21 protein-coding genes are annotated in these 22,248 nt (G+C 42.0%); all 21 read right to left on the bottom strand.

Translation table 11 applies throughout. The features are described from left to right. Nucleotide 1: 1 nt before the first annotated feature. Complete coding sequence (locus QMA12_RS13245) at nucleotides 2–367, bottom strand: hypothetical protein (RefSeq protein WP_087532695.1); 366 nt, start codon at nucleotides 365–367, stop codon at nucleotides 2–4. A gap of 135 nt (nucleotides 368–502) precedes the next feature. Next, nucleotides 503–1,168, bottom strand: a complete 666-nt coding sequence (locus tag QMA12_RS13240) for an SDR family oxidoreductase (RefSeq protein ID WP_087532696.1) — start codon at nucleotides 1,166–1,168, stop codon at nucleotides 503–505. A gap of 105 nt (nucleotides 1,169–1,273) precedes the next feature. Then, nucleotides 1,274–2,080, bottom strand: coding sequence for a VOC family protein (locus QMA12_RS13235; RefSeq protein ID WP_290209393.1), 807 nt, complete (start codon nucleotides 2,078–2,080; stop codon nucleotides 1,274–1,276). 85 nt (nucleotides 2,081–2,165) lie between these two features. Next, nucleotides 2,166–2,885 carry a hypothetical protein gene (locus QMA12_RS13230; RefSeq protein WP_087532698.1) on the bottom strand — a complete coding sequence of 240 codons (720 nt, stop codon included), beginning with the start codon at nucleotides 2,883–2,885 and terminating at the stop codon, nucleotides 2,166–2,168. Between the two features lie 111 nt (nucleotides 2,886–2,996). Continuing rightward, nucleotides 2,997–4,793: an alkaline phosphatase gene (locus QMA12_RS13225; RefSeq protein ID WP_290209392.1), complete on the bottom strand. Its 1,797-nt coding sequence runs from the start codon at nucleotides 4,791–4,793 to the stop codon at nucleotides 2,997–2,999. Between the two features lie 11 nt (nucleotides 4,794–4,804). Then, nucleotides 4,805–6,394, bottom strand: coding sequence for an alkaline phosphatase (locus tag QMA12_RS13220; protein ID WP_087532699.1), 1,590 nt, complete (start codon nucleotides 6,392–6,394; stop codon nucleotides 4,805–4,807). A gap of 243 nt (nucleotides 6,395–6,637) precedes the next feature. Then, nucleotides 6,638–7,261 (bottom strand): tetratricopeptide repeat protein, encoded by a 624-nt coding sequence (locus QMA12_RS13215; RefSeq protein ID WP_087532700.1) that lies wholly within the window; start codon nucleotides 7,259–7,261, stop codon nucleotides 6,638–6,640. A 115-nt stretch (nucleotides 7,262–7,376) separates the two neighbouring features. After that, on the bottom strand, nucleotides 7,377–8,690 hold the full coding sequence (locus QMA12_RS13210; protein ID WP_087532701.1) for an adenylosuccinate synthase: 1,314 nt from the start codon (nucleotides 8,688–8,690) through the stop codon (nucleotides 7,377–7,379). Between the two features lie 216 nt (nucleotides 8,691–8,906). Continuing rightward, the gene (gene hflC, locus QMA12_RS13205; RefSeq protein ID WP_087532702.1) at nucleotides 8,907–9,785 is read right to left on the bottom strand and encodes a protease modulator HflC; all 879 of its coding nucleotides are present in this window, start codon (nucleotides 9,783–9,785) and stop codon (nucleotides 8,907–8,909) included. A 5-nt stretch (nucleotides 9,786–9,790) separates the two neighbouring features. Next, nucleotides 9,791–10,957: an FtsH protease activity modulator HflK gene (gene hflK, locus QMA12_RS13200; protein ID WP_087532703.1), complete on the bottom strand. Its 1,167-nt coding sequence runs from the start codon at nucleotides 10,955–10,957 to the stop codon at nucleotides 9,791–9,793. Nucleotides 10,958–11,063: 106 nt separating this feature from the next. Next, nucleotides 11,064–12,347: a ribosome rescue GTPase HflX gene (hflX, locus tag QMA12_RS13195; RefSeq protein ID WP_290209391.1), complete on the bottom strand. Its 1,284-nt coding sequence runs from the start codon at nucleotides 12,345–12,347 to the stop codon at nucleotides 11,064–11,066. 16 nt (nucleotides 12,348–12,363) lie between these two features. Further along, nucleotides 12,364–12,630 carry an RNA chaperone Hfq gene (gene hfq / locus QMA12_RS13190; RefSeq protein ID WP_087532705.1) on the bottom strand — a complete coding sequence of 89 codons (267 nt, stop codon included), beginning with the start codon at nucleotides 12,628–12,630 and terminating at the stop codon, nucleotides 12,364–12,366. An 80-nt stretch (nucleotides 12,631–12,710) separates the two neighbouring features. Continuing rightward, nucleotides 12,711–13,628 (bottom strand): tRNA (adenosine(37)-N6)-dimethylallyltransferase MiaA, encoded by a 918-nt coding sequence (gene miaA / locus QMA12_RS13185; protein WP_087532706.1) that lies wholly within the window; start codon nucleotides 13,626–13,628, stop codon nucleotides 12,711–12,713. A gap of 10 nt (nucleotides 13,629–13,638) precedes the next feature. After that, nucleotides 13,639–15,477: a DNA mismatch repair endonuclease MutL gene (gene mutL, locus QMA12_RS13180; protein ID WP_290209390.1), complete on the bottom strand. Its 1,839-nt coding sequence runs from the start codon at nucleotides 15,475–15,477 to the stop codon at nucleotides 13,639–13,641. A gap of 16 nt (nucleotides 15,478–15,493) precedes the next feature. Further along, nucleotides 15,494–16,837, bottom strand: a complete 1,344-nt coding sequence (locus QMA12_RS13175; protein ID WP_087532708.1) for an N-acetylmuramoyl-L-alanine amidase — start codon at nucleotides 16,835–16,837, stop codon at nucleotides 15,494–15,496. A 29-nt stretch (nucleotides 16,838–16,866) separates the two neighbouring features. Beyond that, nucleotides 16,867–17,334: a tRNA (adenosine(37)-N6)-threonylcarbamoyltransferase complex ATPase subunit type 1 TsaE gene (gene tsaE, locus QMA12_RS13170; RefSeq protein ID WP_087532709.1), complete on the bottom strand. Its 468-nt coding sequence runs from the start codon at nucleotides 17,332–17,334 to the stop codon at nucleotides 16,867–16,869. A 144-nt stretch (nucleotides 17,335–17,478) separates the two neighbouring features. Next, on the bottom strand, nucleotides 17,479–18,819 hold the full coding sequence (gene accC, locus QMA12_RS13165; protein WP_087532710.1) for an acetyl-CoA carboxylase biotin carboxylase subunit: 1,341 nt from the start codon (nucleotides 18,817–18,819) through the stop codon (nucleotides 17,479–17,481). Between the two features lie 26 nt (nucleotides 18,820–18,845). Continuing rightward, on the bottom strand, nucleotides 18,846–19,310 hold the full coding sequence (gene accB, locus QMA12_RS13160) for an acetyl-CoA carboxylase biotin carboxyl carrier protein (RefSeq protein ID WP_087532711.1): 465 nt from the start codon (nucleotides 19,308–19,310) through the stop codon (nucleotides 18,846–18,848). Nucleotides 19,311–19,343: 33 nt separating this feature from the next. Next, entirely contained in the window at nucleotides 19,344–19,796 is a 453-nt protein-coding gene (gene aroQ / locus QMA12_RS13155) for a type II 3-dehydroquinate dehydratase (protein WP_087532712.1), read from the bottom strand. Between the two features lie 278 nt (nucleotides 19,797–20,074). Next, the gene (locus tag QMA12_RS13150) at nucleotides 20,075–21,895 is read right to left on the bottom strand and encodes a protein-disulfide reductase DsbD (protein ID WP_290209389.1); all 1,821 of its coding nucleotides are present in this window, start codon (nucleotides 21,893–21,895) and stop codon (nucleotides 20,075–20,077) included. Beyond that, nucleotides 21,895–22,215, bottom strand: coding sequence for a divalent-cation tolerance protein CutA (gene cutA / locus QMA12_RS13145; RefSeq protein ID WP_087532714.1), 321 nt, complete (start codon nucleotides 22,213–22,215; stop codon nucleotides 21,895–21,897). Before cutA ends, QMA12_RS13150 begins: the two co-directional genes overlap by 1 nt. Nucleotides 22,216–22,248 lie beyond the last annotated feature (33 nt).

Genomic DNA, 22,248 nt, shown 5'->3' with positions numbered 1-22,248 from the left:
ATTATTCTTCGTCCTCATCGCCTAAATCAAACGTAGGCATCATGTCCATTTGTGGCGAAACAAATGTTGTCTCTTTTTGCGTGTTCAGTACTGCGCTTAGCAATGGTCCATGAGTGAGGGTTAATTGCGCATCATGCTCTGTATCAATAATGTCAGCAAACGTTTGATTAACGGCTTCTAGCTGATAGCTATTCACAGTGATAGCAACGCTGCTATCTGCGCTTGGATTTTGACACAGTTGAGTTAACAGCTCATCATCCAATACGATCGTCAGTAATAAGTCAGGGGTTTCTAAATCACGTTCACTTAATGTTTCATCAAACAAAAATAATGGAAGGGTTAAATTACTATCTTGCTCTAATTCCATGTGCGGTTCTCAAAGTACGGCTGTTAATAGAACGATTATAGCAAAGAATAAGATCAAAATTAGTGAAAGATTTCAACAGTTAGTGACTTTAAGCGACTAACTGTTGAATCAATAAGTAAGGCAATTAGCAAATGACTACCAAGGAAGTGTTTCGCCATTTGAATGCCAAAAGCCACCACTGTTTTGAAGGTTAAGTTCATCTATGCGTTTAGTTAAGCGCTCTGCCGCTTGCTCTGGTGAAATATCGCCAGCAAAATTAACCATTTGAGTTTGTACAAAGCCTGGATGAAATAATCCCACTGCAATTTTTTTACCTTTAAGTTCATGCGCTAAACTCACCGATGCTGCATTTAACGCCGCTTTAGACATACGGTAGCCAATGTAGCCACCAGAACCATTATCTGCAATAGAGCCCATACGGCTGGTGATCATCGCCACTTTAGCGTCTATACCTAAACTATGGATCAATGCATGGGTAACACGGATTGGTGCCACGGCGTTCACGGCGAGCTGTTGGTTTATTGCAGCAAAATCCATATCAGCCATACTTTCGTAACTAAATACGCCCGCATTATTGATAAGTAGGTCAATTTTATAACCATGTAATTGACTTTGTAGGGCGACAATATCACCTTCATTAGCAACGTCAATATTGCTGATAATAGTTACACCAAGTGCCTTTAGTTCTTCACTTACTTGGCGAACAACAGCTGTAACATGATAGCCTGCTGCTTGGTATTGTTGACATAAATTTAAGCCTATCCCTCTATTTGCGCCTGTAATAACCACGTGCTTAGTCATAAATTAGTCCCAGAAAATAATGATAATGATGAACTTGGGGCAAACAAAAATAAAAAAAGCGCCGCAGCGCTTATTTGGATAAATTTATAAAAAATCATGCTCAAATTAGCCGCATTTAACGTCACCCATTGCTGAAGTCATGATTGAAAATACCGCACCTTGCGGATCAGTGATTACACTGAAACGACCAACTTCAGGAACATCTGTAGGTGGCACACACACTTCGCCACCGAGTTGCTGTGCTTTGCTAGCAGACTCATCGCAATCTGCAACGGCTAAATAAATCATCCAATGTGCAGGGATGTCTTCAGGCCACTCTTGGGTCATTTGAATCATACCTGCAACCGGCTCGCCGGCTACTTTAAACAAAGTGTAGTCCATACCTTCCATTGGCTTAATTTCACTTTCCCAACCTAATAACTGACAGTAAAAGTCACCGCTTTTTGCACTATCTCGACTTGCTAACTCATGCCAATAAGGTGTGTTTAGCTCACCTAAGCGCTGACACCCTTTATGTTGCTTACCTTGCCACAATGCAAATAGAGCGCCGCCGGGCTCATTGAGTAAAACCATTCGCCCAGCATCCATTATATCATGTGGGCCTGCAATAACTTCAGCGCCAAGTTGCTTGGCTTTTTCAGCTACACTATCAATATCTTCAACCGCAATATAAGCTAACCAATGACTGGGGATACCAGAACTTTTTTGATCATCAGGCATTTGGTACATTGCTGCAATATCATCGCCTTGCTTTTGCAACATGGTGTAATATAAATCATCACCAATTGGCTGATCGTCGCTATCCCAGTTAAATAACTCAGTGTAAAAACGCTTACCTTCCGCCCAATTGTGCGTGCATAACTCTGACCAGCAAAACACGCCGTGAGGGTGATTTTTGTTGTGTGTGCTCATGGTTCACTCATAGTTTGATGTTGATACTTTAAAGTTAATGGATGAACACATTTTTTGCCAGTTTTAATCCTCCTAATTGGTTGGCTTAATGGTGGCTATGGTGATGCCCACCTTTGAGTGTTTTTCCGTTGGTATCATAAAAACCTGGAGCACTATGTTCGATAAAACCTAGGTTGATCATTTTAGCTAAAAACGGATCGCTTTCGTTATCACCAATATCAGCATAGTCTGTGGTTTGATAGTTATCCCAAACGGCAAACTGCTGTTGCACGGTTTGCTTATCAAAACTAACCGATTGCAAAATTATTGTTTGGCTTCCTGTCGGCTTAGTAATGTGCATTGATTCAAGTAACTTTTTGTTTACAACCCATGACACTTCTATTGTCGTATCGGCTTGTTTTAAGCTGTATTTTTGTACTTTATCGCACCCTTCTCCGCGCTCACTTTGCAGTGTCATTTTAGCCAGTAACTCATCACTGACTAATTGCTGCTTGCTACTAAAGTTCTGCTTTGCTTTTACTTCTGAGGGTTGGTATTCAATACCACGCTTATCTTGTACAAAGTAGCGAATAGGTCTAAGTTGTTGGTTACTCAACTGCTGCCAAACTTCAACTAGTTGCTCATCTTGTTGAGCCGCTTGAGAGAGTGTTCGCCACAAAGTAAATTGCTGCGTGTGGACAGCTGTGTCAACCTCATGTTGTTGGCTTACTTTATAACTCGCTTGCATATATTGGCTATCGATTGTGCATTGTGCAGCACTGGCTAATGGGCTTAATAGCGCCAAAGACAAAATTACTAATTTCACGGGGTTCTCTTTTTCAATTAGATAATGCTAATACTGTATAGCGTTGATTTGGCAGATTTATGACAAAGAGCAACTCGGGCGAGTTGCTCTTAAAGTTATTATTAGTGTCGTTTAGTTTGCTAGCTTTGCATCGGCATTTTTAACAAGGTCAGCCGCGTAGTCCATAACATGGAACAAGTAGCTTTGCTCGTTAGTACCGGTAACAAGGTGAGCACCAGGACCAATTGCATACACACCCACATCTTCACCAGCGTGAGTTTCAGAACCCAGTGGTACAGCGGCTTCTTGATGGAAGCCAGCACTTGTTGTATCTACTGCGGTTAGGTCGTAACGACCCACAGCAGGGGCTTCAAGATAAGCAGCATCAGCGTTGGTTTCGTCACCTAAATTTCTAAAACCTAGGCCATTAGCATAACCAACTGTAGTATATGGCATGCCATCTGCTGCCAGGCTTGGCTCTTCACTGCCAACTGCAACCACTTTACCTAAAATTGGATTACCGCGTTTAGGGTATCCAGCAATAGTAAATACATGGCTGTGATCTGCAGTAACAATGATTAAGGTATCTTCGATACTGGTTTTATCCATAGCTACCTGAACAGCTTTTGACAATTCAATGGTGTCATTTAACGCATTGTAAGCATTCCCTGCATGGTGCGCGTGGTCAATACGACCCGACTCCACAGTTAAGAAAAAGCCTTTGTCGTTATTGTCTAACACGTCAATAGCCTTAGCAGTCATTTCTGATAATGATGGTTCACCTGCAATGTCATTACCGCGGTCAGCTTCATATTGCATGTGAGATTCATTGAATAAACCAAATACTTGTGTCGCGGTTTCTGTGTCTAGGTTATTAAATCCAGCTTGGTCCATTACGTATTGACCGGTTGGATATTTAGCTTGCCATTCTGTGATTAGATTACGCTCATCGGTGCGGTCGCCTTCGACGGCACTTACAGCATCTGCTGAGTTAAACGCTGCATCTTTAGGTAAAAAATGACGACGACCACCACCCATTACAACCTCAAGGCCGTCTACATCAACACCTGCAAAACGTGCTTCTAAGTTTGCTTCAAAGTTAACAAGCTGCGAAGCGATGTCTTCACATCCACCTGTTACGGCATCTTCAGGCATATCGGATACATCTTCCCAGTTACGGTCTGCAGATTTTGCATATGTCGCTGCAGGCGTTGCATGGGTGATGCGAGCAGTCGATACTATGCCTGTTGCTAAACCATTAATTTCAGCAAGTTCAGTCGCGGTGATAAGCTCATTACCAGCAACCGTTGAACAGTCGCCGCGTTCGATGTCTTCATCAACACCGATAACGCCTACGTCTGTTTTAACACCCGACGCCATTGCTGTCATGGTACCTGCTGAATCCGGAGTTTGTGCATCTACATTATACGTTTTAGCAAAACCAGAGAACGGCATAGTATCGAAGCTTAATAGGTGCTCTTCACCCATTTTTCCTTCCTGTTGACCAGCAAGAATACGTGCTGCGGTTACCGTTGATACACCCATGCCGTCGCCAACAAACAAAATTATATTTTTTGCTTTACCTGACTCTTTGACTATCCCTGCAATGTTCTCTTGGCTCGTGGCCATTTTTACTTTTGCATCTTTAAACCATTGGTTAGTTGATAAATTAACTAGCTGCTGTGGTGTCAATGACGATGCTGGATCGTTACAGTTTAGGTTAGTCTCTAATACTTCATCAGCATCAAGCTCACCATTACGGTTAGTATCTTCACCTTCAAGCGTCTCTGTACCACCATTAACACATTGCTGTGAACCAACAGGTAAAGTGTTATTCACAACCAGAGTTTTATAATCGTTATCGTCATCATCCGAGCAGCCCGCAAGCGCGACTACAACAGCTAAAGATAATAGGTTTAATTTGTTCATGTTAGCCGCCATTATTGTTCAATTAATTCGAGTGCTTGATTAACCAAGTGGAAAATCACATTTTGCTCAACAACACCTTGAGCAAGTTGTGCGCCCGGTCCTTTTGCATGAAGTGAAATGTCTTCTCCGGCATGAGTTTCAGAACCAAGTGGTACTGTCACTTCTTGGTGGAAACCCGCTGAGTTAGTATCGATAGCCGATAAGTCTACTCGGCCAACGACAGGCGCTTCGCTATAAGCTGCATCCGCATCTGTTTCGTCACCTAAATCTCGATATCCTAAACCATTTGCGTAGCCTAAAGTGGTATATGGCATACCATCTGACGCAAGGCTTGGCTCTTCACTACCGACTGCAACGACTTTGCCTAAGATTGGATTACCACGTTTAGGATAGCCTGCGATAGTGAATACATGGCTGTGATCGGCGGTAACTAAAATAAGCGTTTCTTCTGGGTTAGTACTATCAACCGCAGCTTGAACGGCTTTAGCAAATTCAATGGTATCGTTTAATGCGTTATAAGCATTACCTGCGTGATGCGCATGGTCGATACGTCCAGATTCAACGGTTAAGAAGAAGCCTTTTTCGTTATTATCTAGAATATCGATAGCTTTTGCTGTCATTTCAGAAAGCGAGGGCTCGCCAGCGATATCGTTTTCACGGTCTGCTTCGTATTGCATATGGGATTCGTTAAACAAGGCTAAAACTTGTTTAGTATCAGCTGATATCCCTTCAAACCCTGCTTTATCCATCACATACTGGCCATCAGGGTAGTTAGCTTGCCATTCAGCCGTTAAATCACGTTCATCAGTACGGTCACCTTCAACAGAACTGACAGCATCAGTAGAGTTGAATGCCGCATCTTTTGGCAAGAAGTGGCGACGGCCACCGCCCATAATGACGTCAATCCCATCAATATCAGTGCCTAAAAAGCGAGCTTCAACATTTTTTTCAAAATTAACTAGCTGTGATGCAATATCTTCACAGCCTGCTGTAACAGCACCTTCAGGCATATCTGATACATCTTCCCAATTACGATCTGCAGATTTTGCATAAGTAGCAGCAGGCGTTGCATGAGTAATGCGCGCGGTTGATACCACACCAGTCGCTAAACCTTTAATTTCAGCAAGCTCAGTTGTAGTAATTAGCTCATTACCAAACACAGTAGTGCAGTCACCTCGTTCAATATTCTCATTTACCCCAATCACGCCTACATCTGTTTTAACACCTGATGCCATTGCCGTCATGGTGCCTGCTGAATCCGGTGTTTGCGCATCAACATTGTAAGTTTTGACTTGAGCAGAATAAGGGAACTCCTCAAAACTCAGTAAACCTTCTTCACCCAATTGGCCGTCACGTTGTCCAGCTAAGATTCGGGCAGCAGTAAGAGTAGATACCCCCATACCGTCACCCACAAACAAGATCACATTTTTAGCTTTAGTTAGTTGTTCTTCTTGAGCCTGACTTTGCTTTTGCGCAAGAGTAGCTTGAGCACTTTCGTACCATTGGCTTTGTACTTGGCTTTGCGGTAAAACACCTGCATTCACTGTTGCAGATATTGCCAATGTAAAACCAATTGCAGTCGCAATTTTATTGATTTTCATTATAAATTCCGTCTCTATGTTATTAATAGAATCGTAAACCCGATAGGGTGTGAGTTAATGTGCGAGTAAATAATAAAGAGGGTTTATGACTGTAACGGTTATTTTGAATTACAAAGAGGTTAAGAAATGATTTAAAATTTATGAAAATCAATAACTTGGATATGATATACCATCACAATATAGGTAGGCGCTAATCTTGTCAAACGGATACCGATTAAGTTTATTTTAATTATAATAATCTAGTTACATAGGTAAGCGAGCACGCTCAACCACGCTGCCAGGCATTTTTTGTGCTAGCTGACTCAGTGCACGCTCTATTTTTTTATGAGTTGCTTTGTCAGCAACCATGGCATGAAACAGCCATCGGTAGGCGTCTTCATAATCTCGAGGGCTACCAAAGCCATCGTTAAATAGTTTCACTAACCTTAATTGAGCTTTTAAATTACCTTGTGCAGAGGCTTCTCGTAGGTAAGTAATCGCCATTGCTTTATCTTTTTGTACTAAACGGCCAATATCATAATAGCGACCAAGTTGCTCTAATGCCGCAGCCAAACCTTGGTTTGCAGCTTGGCGCATATAATAAACACCGAGCTCCACATTACGATCAACACACACAGCATATGCCAACATATCGCCATATAAAAACTGATAAGACGGCAGTGCCATTTTATTGGCTCTGGCTTCAATATCTTGTACCAACTGGCAATCATCTGCCTTCACGCGCGCTAAGTGAGCGTTTTTATTGATCAATGCCAACAGCTCTGTTTCAGTATACAAAGGCACAGCCGCTAAGGGCTCATCAGCTTTGACATAACTTACAGGCAGCATTGATAACACCACTAATGAAAAACAAGACAACAAACGCATTTAGGTCACTTTAAATTTAAAACCATCTTAATAAAGTTTATACAAAGATCGTTCCATATTGAAATAAAGACACAAAAAAAGCTGCACTAGGCAGCTTTTTTAGTTCTAACAGTATTTATGCAAACGGGCTGCGTAATACCATAGTTTCTACACGATCTGGGCCGGTAGAAATAATATCAACAGGTACACCTGTGATTTCTTCGATACGTTTGATGTAATCAAGCGCTGCTTGTGGTAACTGATCAACAGACGTTGCGCCGACTGTGTTTTCAGACCAACCTGGCATTTCTTCGTATACTGGTGTTACTTTCTCGTAACCTTCAGCTGCAAGCGGTGTTACGTTAGTAACAGTGCCATCTTCAAGCTTATAACCAGTACAAATCTTAAGTGTTTCTAAGCCATCAAGTACGTCTAGTTTAGTTAAGCAAAAACCAGTGATTGAGTTGATTTGAACCGCACGGCGCATAGCCACTGCATCTAACCAACCAGTACGACGTAAGCGACCAGTCGTTGCACCAAATTCATGACCCACTGTGCCTAAGTGCTTACCCACTTCATCTTGCTTTTCAACACCGTCGTAAAGCTCTGTTGGGAAAGGACCCGAGCCTACACGAGTCGTGTATGCTTTAATAATACCTAGTACGTAATCAAGGTTTAATGGACCAAAGCCTGCACCTGTAGCAACACCACCAGCGGTAGTATTAGATGAGGTTACATACGGGTAAGTACCGTGATCGATATCAAGTAATGTACCTTGTGCACCTTCAAACAAGATGTTATCGCCAGCAAGACGAGTTTGATCAAGTAATTCAGTAACATCAACAACCATCGCTTTAAGAATATCAGCAACAGCCATTGCATCATCAAAAGTCTGTTGGAAATCAACTGCATCTACTTTGTAGTAGTTAACTAATGTGAAGTTATGGTATTCCAATACTTCTTTAAGTTTTGCAGCGAATAATTCAGGGTTGAATAAATCACCAATACGTAAACCACGACGGGCTACTTTATCTTCATAAGCTGGACCAATACCACGACCAGTAGTACCGATAGCTTTATTACCACGTGCTTTTTCACGGGCTACATCTAATGCGATGTGGAAAGGCAAAATTAGCGGACATGCTTCGCTTATTAGTAAACGATCGCGTACTGGTACGCCACGTTCTTCAAGCATGCCAATCTCTTTCATAAGCGCTTCTGGTGATACAACTACACCATTACCAATCACACACTTAACATTGTCACGTAATACACCCGATGGAATAAGGTGTAAAACTGTCTTTTCACCGCCGATCACTAAAGTGTGTCCAGCATTGTGGCCACCTTGGTATCGAACTACTAAAGATGCTTTGTCTGTAAGGAGGTCAACTACCTTACCCTTACCTTCGTCACCCCATTGGGTGCCTAGTACAACAACGTTTTTACCCATTGTAAATTCACTTAGAAAAAATTAGGACGAGATTTTACCAGAAAATGAGGGCAAAGATCACCCCGTTTAGGTTATTTTTTCTGCGTGCGATAAATACATCACCCAGAATAAAAATTAACTGGTTGAATAACATTAAGTTATTCATAAAAATTCGTTTTACTAAAAGAAAAACCCTGCATACACAGGGTTTGGATTTGATCTATATGAAAAGAAAGACTACTGCGCAGCAGCCCCTTTCATATATTTAAAGAAGTCACTGTCTGGCGATAACACCATCACGTCTTGCTTGCCTTTAAAGGTCTTTTTATAAGCCTCTAATGAACGTACAAAACTAAAAAATTCAGCGTCTTTATTATAAGCATTGGCATAAATAGCAGCAGCTTGCGCGTCACCTTCACCACGTACTGAGCGTGCATTACGCTCTGCATCAGCAAGCATTACCGTGACACGACGGTCAACTTCAGCACGAATTGTTTCGGCTTTTTCTTGACCCTCAGAACGGTGCTCTTTTGCCACAGCAGTACGCTCTGCGCGCATACGTTGGTAAATTGAGTTGCTCACCTCTGATGGTAAGTTAATTTGCTTAACGCGAACATCTAGTACTTCAATGCCTAGCTCTTGCGCACTTTCAGACGCTTGAACTAACGCTTCTTCCATTAATTCACTACGCTCACCAGATACGATTTCACGAATAGTACGCGAACCAAAGTTAGTACGAAGGCCGTTATTTACTTTTTGCTTAAGCAGTGTTTCAGCGTATTGCTTGTCACCACGCGCACGTAAGTAAAACGCACTAAAGTCATTTACACGCCACTTCACGAACGAATCAACGATTAAGTCTTTTTTCTCGCTAGTAACAAAACGATCCGGCGCACCATCTAAAGTTTGAATACGCGCATCAATACGACGTACTTGGCTAAAGAAAGGTACTTTAAACTGTAACCCTGGGTTATACACAATCGCTTTATCATCACTGTCTTTTTGTACTTTGCTAAAAAGCATTACGATTGCTTTTTGCCCTTCAGGCACCACAAATACTGACGAAAATGACAATACAACGGCAGCTAATAATAGAACTAAACTAAAGTTTTTCATTACGCTTATCTCCCGTCGTTAAAGCGATCAGCTGCAAAGCGGTCTGAACTTGAGTTCACAGTGCTATTGCGCGATGTGTTTATTTTGTTACGTAAGTCATTTATATCACTTGAACTTGGTAACGCTACGCGTGTAGCAGTACCTTGTTTTTCCATGATTTTATCAAGAGGTAAATACATCATGTTATTACCGCCTTTGACATCTACTAACACCTTAGAACTGCTACCTAGCACTTCTTGCATTGTATCTATGTATAAACGTTCACGCGTTACTCTTTTAGCTGCTTGATATTCTGGTAATAGTTTCTCAAAACGAGCTACTTCACCTTGCGCTTCTAAAATAATACGTTCGCCATAACCTTCAGCTTCTTGCGTCATACGTGTTACTTGACCACGAGCACGCGGTTCAATTTCACGAGCATACGCTTCTGCTTCACGAATAAAACGCTCTTCATCTTCTTGTGCAGCAATAGCATCATCAAATGCATCTTTAACTTCAGCCGGCGGACGAGAATCTTTAAAGTTAACGTCAGTTACAATTAAACCTAGGTTATAAGGTTCGATTATTTGATTCAGTTCATCCCATGTATTTTGACGAACTTCTTCACGACCACGCGTAAGTACTTGATCCATTTTAGAATGACCAACAACATAACGTAAAGCACTATCAAGCGCTTGTTGTAAGCTGTGATCTGCATCTGTTACGCTAAACTTGTAAAGGTGCGGGTCAATAACACGATATTGCACTTCAAACTCAACGCTTACTACGTTTTCGTCTTCAGTTAGCATAAAGCCTGATGCAGGTAGTGAACGTACCGCTTCAATATCAACTGGAATAACCGTTTCAATAAAGGTCATTTTCCAACGTAGACCTGGATCTGCAATGCGGTCATATTTACCAAACTGTAAAACAATACCACGCTCGGCTTCTTTAACAGTGTAGATACCACTTAATGCCCATACAATTACAGCAATGATAAGCACGAACGAAAGCCCTGCTCCACCAAGTCCACCACCATCTTTGCCGGATTTATTACCGCCAAATAAGCCGCCAAACTTACTGCTGAACTTACGCAGCACCTCGTCTAAATCAGGTGGGCCTTGATCACGTCCGCCTTTTTTGTTCCACGGATCTTTATCATTGCCATTATTACCCGGTTCATTCCAGGCCATAGCTATACTCCATTGTTATCTAAATAATTTAGGTAATTGTGTTAAATCTACCAAATATAAGGCCATTCTCATACTAAAAACGACAATGTGTAGTAGATTTTTACTTTCATAAAATAAATGAGTCGATTTCTGGGCCAAATTCTTTCTTTAATTTGTTCCATTCAACCATTGGCATACGCGTGGTTAATATCCACTGCCCTTGTTCATCAAAGTCTTCTTCATGCACTGCATTTAAGTTAAATAGCGCGGCGCGTAAACGCCCATACTGCGGTGCAAGTTTAAGTGTGTGTGCGAACATTTTCTTCGCCAGTAACTCACTAATGGCTTCTGACAATAACTCACAGCCTGCCCCACTATGTGCAGACAGCCAAACTCTAATTGGCACACCTTCGTCATCACGATCTATACGCGGTGAAACATCTTCAAGTGCATCAATTTTATTATAAACCAGTAATTGCGGTACTTCATCGGCTTCAATTTCTTTTAACACCGATTGTACCTGTTCTATATTCTCTTTGCGACGCCCATCAGCTACATCGACTACATGCAACTGTAAATCTGCTTCACGGGTTTCCGTTAATGTCGCTTTGAATGCGGCAACTAAGTCATGGGGTAGATGACGAATAAAGCCAACCGTATCGGCTAATATTACCGAGCCAACATCACCAATTTCGAGCTTACGAAGAGTGGGGTCGAGTGTTGCAAACAACTGATCGGCCGCATAAACATCTGAATTAGTAATACGATTAAATAACGTAGATTTACCCGCATTGGTATAACCCACTAACGATACGGTCGGTATTTCGTTACGATTACGCGCGCGGCGGCCTTGCTCACGTTGCACTGCCACTTTTTGTAAACGCGCACGAATACTTTGAATACGCACTCGCAGTAAACGTCTATCGGTTTCGAGCTGAGTTTCACCAGGACCACGTAATCCTATACCGCCTTTTTGGCGCTCAAGGTGAGTCCAACCTCGGATCAATCGGGTCGACATATGACGCAGTTGCGCCAGCTCAACTTGCAATTTACCCTCATGGGTACGTGCGCGTTGGGCAAATATGTCTAAAATAAGGGTCGTTCTATCAAGTACACGACATTGGCAAACGCGTTCTAAATTGCGCTCTTGTGATGGCCTGAGTTGATGGTTGAATATGACGACATCTGCATTGTGGATTTTGACAATCTCAGCAATTTCTTCTGCTTTACCGCTACCGACGAATAGTTTCGGATGTGGTGCTTGACGGCTGCCTTGCACAACCGCCAAACTGCTAACACCAGCAGAAGATACTAACATTTCCAGTTCATGAAGATCTTCACGATCTCCTTCTTGAGGAAAGTCAATATGGACTAAGACTGCCTGTTCGCCGGCTTTATAACGGTCAAACAAGCATTACGCTCCTAATTTAAAAATTTCCAGGTTCAGCCTGCTCTTCACCTTCTTCACTTCCTTGAACACCTTGGAAGTTTACTGCACGAGCAGGAACTACTGTAGAAATTGCATGTTTGTACACCATTTGATTAACGGTGTTTTCTAGTAAAATTACAAATTGGTCAAATGACTGAATCTTACCTTGTAGCTTGATGCCATTTACCAAAAAGATTGATACTGGAATACGCTCACGACGTAGCGCATTCAAAAATGGGTCTTGTAACGATTGGCCTTTTGCCATGTTATTATCCTTCGTTCTAGGTGTTATTATAATTAAGTGGCTGAACTCATTTAACAAAGCTAAAAAATATTCAACTACTACTAGCTTAGCGAACTTACAACACGTTGCAAGTTTTCTTCATCACCCGTAGTTAACCAAGTTACATCGGGCCAGCTTCTCAACCACGTCAATTGACGCTTTGCAAGTTGTCGAGTTGCTGCAATACCGCGAAACACCATGTCATCATAGTCAGTTTCGCCAGCAATGTAATCCCACATTTGTCTATAACCTACACAACGAATAGAAGGTAAGTTTGGGTGTAAATCCTTACGTTGATATAGGGATGAAACTTCTTTTTCAAACCCCTCATCAAGCATTATTTTAAATCTTTGTGCAATACGTTCATGCAAATCAGCCCGATCATCCGGTGCGATAGCAAATTGATGGAACGTATAGGGTAAACTTGGCTGCTTACTTTTTTGCAGCTCCGTCATGGTTTTACCAGTTAAACGATAGACTTCTAAGGCACGGTTAATGCGCTGAGAATCGTTTTCGCTCATTTTTTCTGCCGCTTGTGGGTCTACTTCTGCAAGCTCTTTATACAGTGCTGGCCAACCATGTTCATTTGCCTGTGCTTCAAGCTCAGCACGTACCTTAGGGCAAGCTTCAGGAAGCGGCGATAAACCATCTATTAGCGATTTAAAATACATCATAGTACCGCCTACTAGCACCGGCACTTTACCTTGTTTATGAAATTGATCAATTTTTTCAATCGCATCACGACGAAAATCTGCCACAGAGTAACTTTGGGCAGGGTCAATAATATCAATTAGGTGGTGTGGTGCTAAAGCCAGCTCTTGCGCATTTGGCTTAGCCGTACCAATGTCCATATCTTTATACACTAAGGCTGAATCGACGCTGATTATTTCGGTATTTAAATGCTGACAAAGTTCAATAGCCAGCGCAGTTTTTCCTGCAGCCGTTGGACCCATTAAAAATATGACCGGTAAATTACTCAACGCGTTAACCCTAATCTAACTGTGACAAATAGTGATGTAAGTCTATTTTAACTGCTTTTGCACGCAAACGTTGAATTGTTTGCGGATTATTTTTCATTTGTTGTAACTCGCCTGCAAATGCTTGGCTGGCAAAATAGCGCTCGGGTACATTGCACTGCTGCCAATTAAGCCATTCTTCTATGTTATCGAACTGCTGTTTACTTGCCTCTAGTAGGATATCAATGGCCTGGCTTACATCTAATAAATACAGGCTATGCGGCAACTTTTTCACCATGACAAATTGCTTTTCTATATTTAGCTCAAAACCCAGTAAAGTAAACCACGATTGCTGCTCAGTTAATCTTTGCTGATCCTCTTTACTAATATTGACTCGCACAGGAAGTAATAAAGCCTTGCCTTCAAGGCTTGCTTGTTCAGTAATTTGCTGTTGCCAATAATCAGCTAAAGCATACTTAAAATGAGAGCAATAAAGTTGCTGCTGCTGTGTGAAAACACAGCTACCATCTTCTTGCACTATTAGTGAGGTCGTATTAGTGCTGTACTCAGGCGCTGACACTGGCGTGTGCTGTACTGGTGAGACAGCAACACTATCAAAATGTGCGGCATGTTGTTCACTCACGCCTTGGTAAAATGCATTCACATCATGATGCGAGGTTTTACTTTCTCTTTGCCCAGAGAAGCCACTCGCAGCAGAGCCACCTGCACGCGATGCACCACTAGAATAGCTACCGCCAGATTGGCTCGGTTGCAAAGGTGTTTTTGGGTAATCAAATACATCTGCCTGCTCAACTGGCGGCGCACTTGCAAAGCGCTCAATTGACTGAGCTGGTTGTGATACGTGTGGCGCAACAAAATCATCTTGCAAAGGCACAACCACTTGCTTTATCGCTTGTAAAATAAAGTCATGTACTAAACGCCCTTGATGAAAGCGTACTTCATGTTTTGCCGGGTGTACATTTACATCCACTTGGCGCGGATCAATATCAATATAAATCACAAAACCAGGTAACTCTTCCTGCCCTGCCACTTCTTCAAACGCTTGGCGAATGGCATGTAAAATCAGTTTATCGCGCATCATCCTATTATTAACATAGGTGTATTGTGTGGTATTGCTTGAACCCACAGGTAATACCCAGCCATGTAACTGCAAACCGGTATCACCGGATTCTATATACAAACCTTGCTCAGCAAATGCTTTGCCAGCAACTTGCGCAACACGGGTAATTGCTTGTGCGGGATCGGTTTTAGCGCGATATTGGCGTACCACTTTATCATTGTGAGTTAGCGTAATCGACACATCAAAGCGACTTAAAGCAATCCGCTTAATGAGCTCATCGATGTGATTAAACTCGGTTTTTTCGGTACGTAAAAACTTACGCCGCGCTGGCGTATTAAAAAATAAGTCTTTCACTTCAATGGTGGTGCCATCAGGGTGAGCGGTAGGTTTGACTTGTACCGCCATATCTCGACCCTCAGCAAACGCTTGCCACGCAGCCTCTTGCTCTTTTGTTTTAGAGCTAAGGGTTAACCGCGATACCGAGCTAATTGACGCTAACGCTTCACCACGAAAGCCCAGTGAACATATATTCTCTAAGTCATCGAGGGATTTTAATTTGCTAGTCGCATGGCGTGACAGTGCCAGTGTTAGCTCATCTTTATTAATACCTGAACCATTGTCACGAATACGAATAAGCTTATGACCACCGCGTTCAATATCTATTTGAATACGATTAGCCCCCGCATCTAAACTGTTCTCTACCAACTCTTTTACAACAGACGCAGGGCGTTCAACCACTTCACCCGCAGCAATTTGGTTAGCTAATCGCGCGGGTAATATTTCAATATTCATACTCATCCTAACGATGTTAACTTTGCGGGATATCTAGCTCTTGGCCAATAAATAAAGTATTAGATTTGAGTTTATTAACGCGCTTTAACTGCGTTACAGACACCCCATAACGGCTAGCTAATAAACTTAATGACTCACCGGGTCTCACTTTATGCTTTGTAGGGTATTGTGATTTTAATGATGCAAATAACGAGTCATCCGGTGGATTTTTTAAATAATAACTCTTAATCGAGGTAAATATTGCTTTTGCTAGCTTCTCTTGGTGATTAGCACTTTTAAGGAGTCGCTCTTCCTGTGGGTTAGAAATAAACCCCGTTTCAACTAAGATTGATGGAATATCCGGAGATTTCAACACTGCTAGGCTGGCTGCTTGCGGCTCTTTCTTATGTAACTTGGCCACTTTTTTAAGCTCTTGCACCATTTCTTCGGCCACGTTAAAACCGGTCTTCATGGAGTGATCCATCGACATATCAAGCAGTGCTTGAGCTAGGTATTTCTCGCTGGCTGTGTCTTTTATCACACCAGCGGCACCACCAAGTAACTCTGAGTGCTTTTCTTTATCTTCGATCCATTTACCAATTTCAGAATTGGCACGGCGTAACGAGAGCACCCACACTGATGCCCCATTAGGGCCAGGGCTGGTAAAGGCATCCGCATGGATAGAAACAAAAAAGTCTGCTTTTTTCTCACGGGCTCGGCTGGTACGCGTATTGAGATTTACAAAGTAATCACTACGGCGGATCATTCGCGAAATCATACCGCGCTCAGCGTCTATCATGCGTTCTAAACGTTTTGCAATTTGTAAGGTTATGGTTTTTTCATAAGTACCTGATGGCCCAATGGAGCCAGGATCTTCACCACCATGGCCGGCATCAATCGCAATCACAATGTCGCGCTGCTTACTTAGTTCACGTTTTTTTACCGCAGCATTACTGCTTTGCGCCACAGGCTTTGCTTGTTCTTTGTCGTAAAGGTCGACCACTAAACGGTTTTTATATGGCCCAGTTGGGGCTAAAGCAAATAATACAGGTTTAACAGCCCCGGTTAACTCAAATACAAACCGTACGCCTTTACTATTTTTAGCTTTGGAGTAGCGCAGTTTACTGACAATTTGATGTTTTTTAGGAATGCTAGGCAGGTCTTTAATCTTATTAGTATTTTCTAAATCAACCACGAGACGTAATGGATTCTTCAGCATAAAGTAGCTAAAGTCTGGTTTGTCAGCTAAATCAAAAACAACACGAGTGCTATCAGGCGACGGCCACACACGCACACTGTTAATCGTGTTTTGTGCAACAACGCTTTGGCTTATTGCAAATAACAAACAAGCACACACCCACTTAATAACTACTCGACTCATCTGATCCATTACACCTTTAATTATTATTTTTAATCTCGAGTTAACTGCTCTACAACTGCCTTGCCACGTTGACTCACGCTGCAAATTTCGATTTCACGGGCCTCACCAACATAGCGCATAGTAATGTCTAAGTCAGGAACAGGTATAAACTCTCCGCCTTTCTCTGGCCACTCAACAACACAAATAGCATCATCTGAAAAGTAATCGCGGATACCCATATATTCTAGCTCTTCAGGGTCACCTAGCCGATATAAATCAAAATGATAGACATTGGCTGCTGCTAATTCGTAAGGTTCGACTAATGTATAGGTCGGGCTCTTAACCTTACCTTGATGACCAAACCCTTGTACTATACCCCGTGTTAATGTGGTTTTTCCGGCACCTAAATCACCGTGCAAATATATTACCGCGCCTTGCTCAGTTAAAGTTGCAAGCTTATTACCCATTGCGACCGTTGCTGCTTCATCAGCGAGTTGAAAACCAACACTCTGGGCCATTATTACCTCATGAAAAACAAATAAATCATTACTGTATTAATCATACCAGATTATTTTTGTATCGCGAATACAGAGCCACTGTTCGTTAGAGCTAAAAAAACCGGCAAAGTTGCCGGTTTTTTAAATTATTAGCTTTATCAGTGCTTATAAACCTAATTTCTTCTCAAGATAGTGGATATTAGTCCCACCATTTTGGAAGTTCTCATCTGCCAAGATTTTCTTATGCAGTGGTGTATTGGTTTTAATGCCGTCAATTACTAACTCATTTAATGCATTACGTGCACGAGCAATCGCAACATCACGATTTTCACCATAAGTAATGAGTTTGCCAATCATTGAGTCATAATGTGGTGGCACACTATAATCAGCATAAATATGGCTATCCCAACGAATACCTAAACCACCAGCTGGGTGGAAACGGGTAATTTTACCCGGTGAAGGAATAAACGTTTCAGGATCTTCTGCATTGATACGACATTCAATAGCGTGACCACGAATTACTACATCATCTTGCGTGAATGACAGCGGTTGACCAGCAGCAATTTTTAACTGCTCTTTAATTAAATCAACGCCACTGACCATTTCAGTTACAGGGTGCTCAACCTGAATACGGGTATTCATCTCGATGAAATAGAACTCGCCGTTTTCATATAAGAACTCAAACGTACCTGCACCGCGATAACCAATTTCGATACATGCACGCGTACAACGTTCACCAATGAACTTACGTACTTCAGCAGTGATACCTGGCGCTGGCGCTTCTTCAACTACTTTTTGATGACGACGCTGCATTGAACAGTCACGCTCACCTAAGTGAACCGCATTACCTTGGCCATCTGCAAGTACTTGGATTTCGATATGACGTGGGTTTTCAAGGAATTTTTCCATGTAAACCATGCTATTACCGAAGAACTGTTTTGCTTCTTGCTGAGTAAGTGCGATTGAATCGATAAGCTCTGATTCATTACGTACAACACGCATACCACGACCACCGCCGCCACCGGCCGCTTTGATGATTACCGGGTAACCGATACGCTTAGCGATTTGCATATTGCGTTCTTTGTCATCTGATACTGGACCGTCAGAACCTGGAACACACGGTACACCCGCTTTACGCATAGCGCTGATTGCAGATACTTTATCGCCCATTAAGCGAATGGTATCGCCCTTAGGACCAATAAATACAAAACCGCTTTGCTCAACTTGGTCAGCAAAATCTGCATTTTCAGCAAGGAAGCCGTAACCAGGGTGAATCGCAACTGCGTCTGTTACTTCAGCAGCCGCAATAATACGCGGAATATCTAAGTAACTTTCAGTGGCTGAAGGTCTACCGATACAGATGGTTTCATCTGCTAATAATACGTGCTTAAGATCGCGATCCGCCGTTGAATGCACAGCAACCGTTTTGATCCCAAGCTCTTTGCAGGCGCGCAATATACGAAGTGCAATTTCACCCCGATTTGCAATGACTACTTTATCTAACATGAGAGTTGGCCTCTAAGGTTGCGCTATTATTCAATGATGAATAAAGGTTGATCAAATTCTACTGGCTCACCATTTTCAACTAAAATAGCTTTCACTGTACCAGCTTTATCTGCTTCAATTTGGTTCATCATCTTCATCGCTTCGATGATACAAAGTGTGTCGCCTACTTTAACTTGCGTGCCTACTTCTACGTATGCCGGCGCTTCAGGAGAAGCCGCTGCATAGAAAGACCCTACCATTGGCGATAATACTTGATGACCTGTTGGTGCTGCTGGCGCTGCTGCTTCAGCGGCTGCAACTGGAGCCGCAGGTGCTGGCGCCGCTGCTGGAGCTGGTGCGTACTGAGGAGCATATTGTGGAGCGTAAGCAGGGCCAGCGCTCATGTTATTACGGTTAATACGTACTGACTCTTCACCTTCAGTGATTTCTAATTCAGCAATACCTGATTCTTCTACTAGTTCAATTAGTTTTTTGATCTTGCGAATATCCATGAACGACCCGCCTTCTAGTTTGTGTGTTTAAAATTAATTTGAGTTTTGCAACCGGTTAACAGCAGCTTCTAACGCTGCACGGTAACCCATTGCACCTAATCCACATATCACGCCTTGCGCCACATCAGAAAAATACGAATGATGGCGAAACGCTTCCCGTGCATGCACATTGGTTAAATGCACTTCATAAAACGGGATATCAACACTCAGTAATGCATCACGTAAAGCCACGCTTGTATGCGTAAATGCAGCTGGGTTAATAATGATGTAATCAATAGCCTGCCATGCACTGTGTATGTGCTCAATTAAAGCTTGCTCACTATTACTTTGAAAATGCGTTAACTCAACATCTAGACCATGGGCTGCACTGGTTAGTTCGCTCATAATCTCAGCCAGGGTTTGCGAACCATATTTCTCTGGTTCTCGCTTACCAAGCATATTCAAGTTGGGGCCATTTATAACTAAAAGCTTAAATTTTGCAGCCATAATACGCGATAATCCTATAAATAATGAGTTAAGCCGTTTTGATTAGAAATCCCACCACAACGTAGGGGATAAAATCTAAAATAGCAAGTATTTCTCACGTTAACCACCTATTATAGCTAGTTCGATGTAAATAGCAGCAAAATACTGGTCTAATGACTATGATGAGGCGCAAAGTTGCGAGGATAAAGGCGGGAGCTAAAAATAGCTTATTATAAAAAGTGATTTAGCCACAATTAGATTCATATCTAAATCAAATTGTGGCTAACTTTCTTAGTCGCTTATTGGCGAACTTCAGCTAAGTGCTGCGCAAAGTCATCAGCATTTAAAAAGCCAGTAACACGCTGAGCTGCTAATTCTTCACCTTGAGTGTTAAAAAACAGAATACTTGGTAAACCAAATACAGTGTATTCCTCCATAACTTCAATGGTGGTTTCATCACTTTCGGTAAGATCTATTTTAAGTAACTCAAAATGGGCAAATTCATTTTGTACGCTTGGCTCTGGAAAGGTGTATTTTTCAAACTCTTTACAGGCAACACACCACTCGGCATACAAATCAACCATTACCATGCGGCCTTCATCGTTTGCTTTATTTATCGCTTGCTTAAGCTCGGCTAAATTAGCTACTAGTTTAAACTTATGGGTTTGCGACTGCTCAGCACTCACCCCAACTGTATTCGTCACTGGCCAAATATAGTTTTTAGTTAAACTTGCACCTGTAAGTACCAATAAGGTTGCAGCAAACCACAGTGCCGTTTTTAACTTGCCTTGGCTTTGGCCACTTTGCCAATGGTGTAAATAAAGCGCCGTTGCTAATGCTAACAAACCCGCCATTAATAGTATGATGTCAAAATCTACAATACGCTCTAGCAGTATTAGCGGCACGACTAGCATAATAAAACCAAATAAGGTTTTAACTTGTTCCATCCAACCACCCGCTTTTGGCAGTAACTTTCCGCCAGAAGTACCTAATAGTAATAATGGTATGCCCATACCAAGACTTAAAACATAAAGAGTTAAGCCTCCAACTAAGTAATCGCCGCTTTGCGCAACAAATAATAAAGCAGCAGATAATGGTGCCGTGGTGCAAGGGGAAGCAATTAAACCCGACAACACCCCCATCAAAAATACACCAATATAATTGCCGCCTTTTTGATTATTACTCACTTGAGTGAGCTTATTCATCATGCCACTAGGTAGTTTTATTTCGTACCAACCAAACATCGACATGGCTAACAACACGAATAATAAACTAAAGCTGATCAAAACATATGGGTGCTGTAAGTAGCCCTGCACTTGCCCACCTAACGATGCAAGCACTAAACCCAGTGCCGCATAGGTGACTGCCATACCTTGAATATAAACAAACGATAAAGCAAAAGCTTTTTTGGTTGATAGGTTTTTTTGACCGGCAATTAAACTCGATAGAATAGGAAACATAGGAAATACACACGGTGTAAAGGCAAGGCCTATTCCTACTAAAAAGAAAATAACTAAATTAGCCAATAAACCTTGTGATGCCAATTTTTCGGTAAAATTTTGTTCTGTTTCTGCTGGCTCACTTTGCTTAGGAGCCGTGTTAGCGGACTTTATAACCTCACTATTGAGTGCAGCAAATGCACTAGCAGTATCTGTGGTGGTGTTTTGCTCAGGAGTTTGGCCTGCAATCACACTTAATGGAATGGTAATTATTTCTGGCGGATAACACAATCCTGCTTCGGCGCAGCCTTGGTAACGAACTTTAACGACTCCTTGTTGCGCTACATTACTTAATTTACTTACCACGCTAAATGAATCGAAGAAGACTTCCGTTTTACCAAAGAATTCATCTTCAATCACTACCCCTTCACCTAACTCTGGGACTTTGATATCAGCATCTTTAGCAATGATCTCGAGCTTTTTTTTATAAAGATAATAACCAGGGGCGATATCCCAGCCAATAAATAAAGTACCGCCTTGCTGATCAAAATCAAAACTAAAGGCTTGATCAACCGGTAAAAAAGTTTGCTCTGCTGGCTGTAATAAATCATTCAATAAACTGTTATTTGCTTGTGCAGGAAAAAGCCAAAGCGCAGATAGCAATAAAAGAAGAAACCGCATTAATTAAGTACCTCATCCATCCAATTAAAATAGGCTAAATTGCCCGTTGATACATCCACTACTTGAATTTCTGGAACCTCATAACTATGTAATTGCTTAATAGTTTGGATAACTAGGTTCATTTTTTCAGACTTAGTTTTAATAAGCAGCTTGCATTCTGTGGCCTGCGTTACTTCACCTTCCCACATATAAACCGACTCTACATTAGGAAGAATACTGACACATGCAGCCAGTTTTTGGCTGACCAATTGTTCAGCCATTGCACGCGCTTCACTTGCATTTGCGCAAGTGGTAAAAACAAGTCGAAAATGAGTCGTCATCATATTGAACCTTTAGTTGTTTGTTCTGCCCAA

This window comes from Pseudoalteromonas sp. APC 3893, from assembly GCF_030408095.1.
In the GTDB taxonomy this organism is placed as follows: Bacteria; Pseudomonadota; Gammaproteobacteria; order Enterobacterales; family Alteromonadaceae; genus Pseudoalteromonas.
The sequence above is the reverse complement of the archived record's forward strand: the minus strand, read 5'-3'. Positions and strand labels throughout refer to the sequence as shown.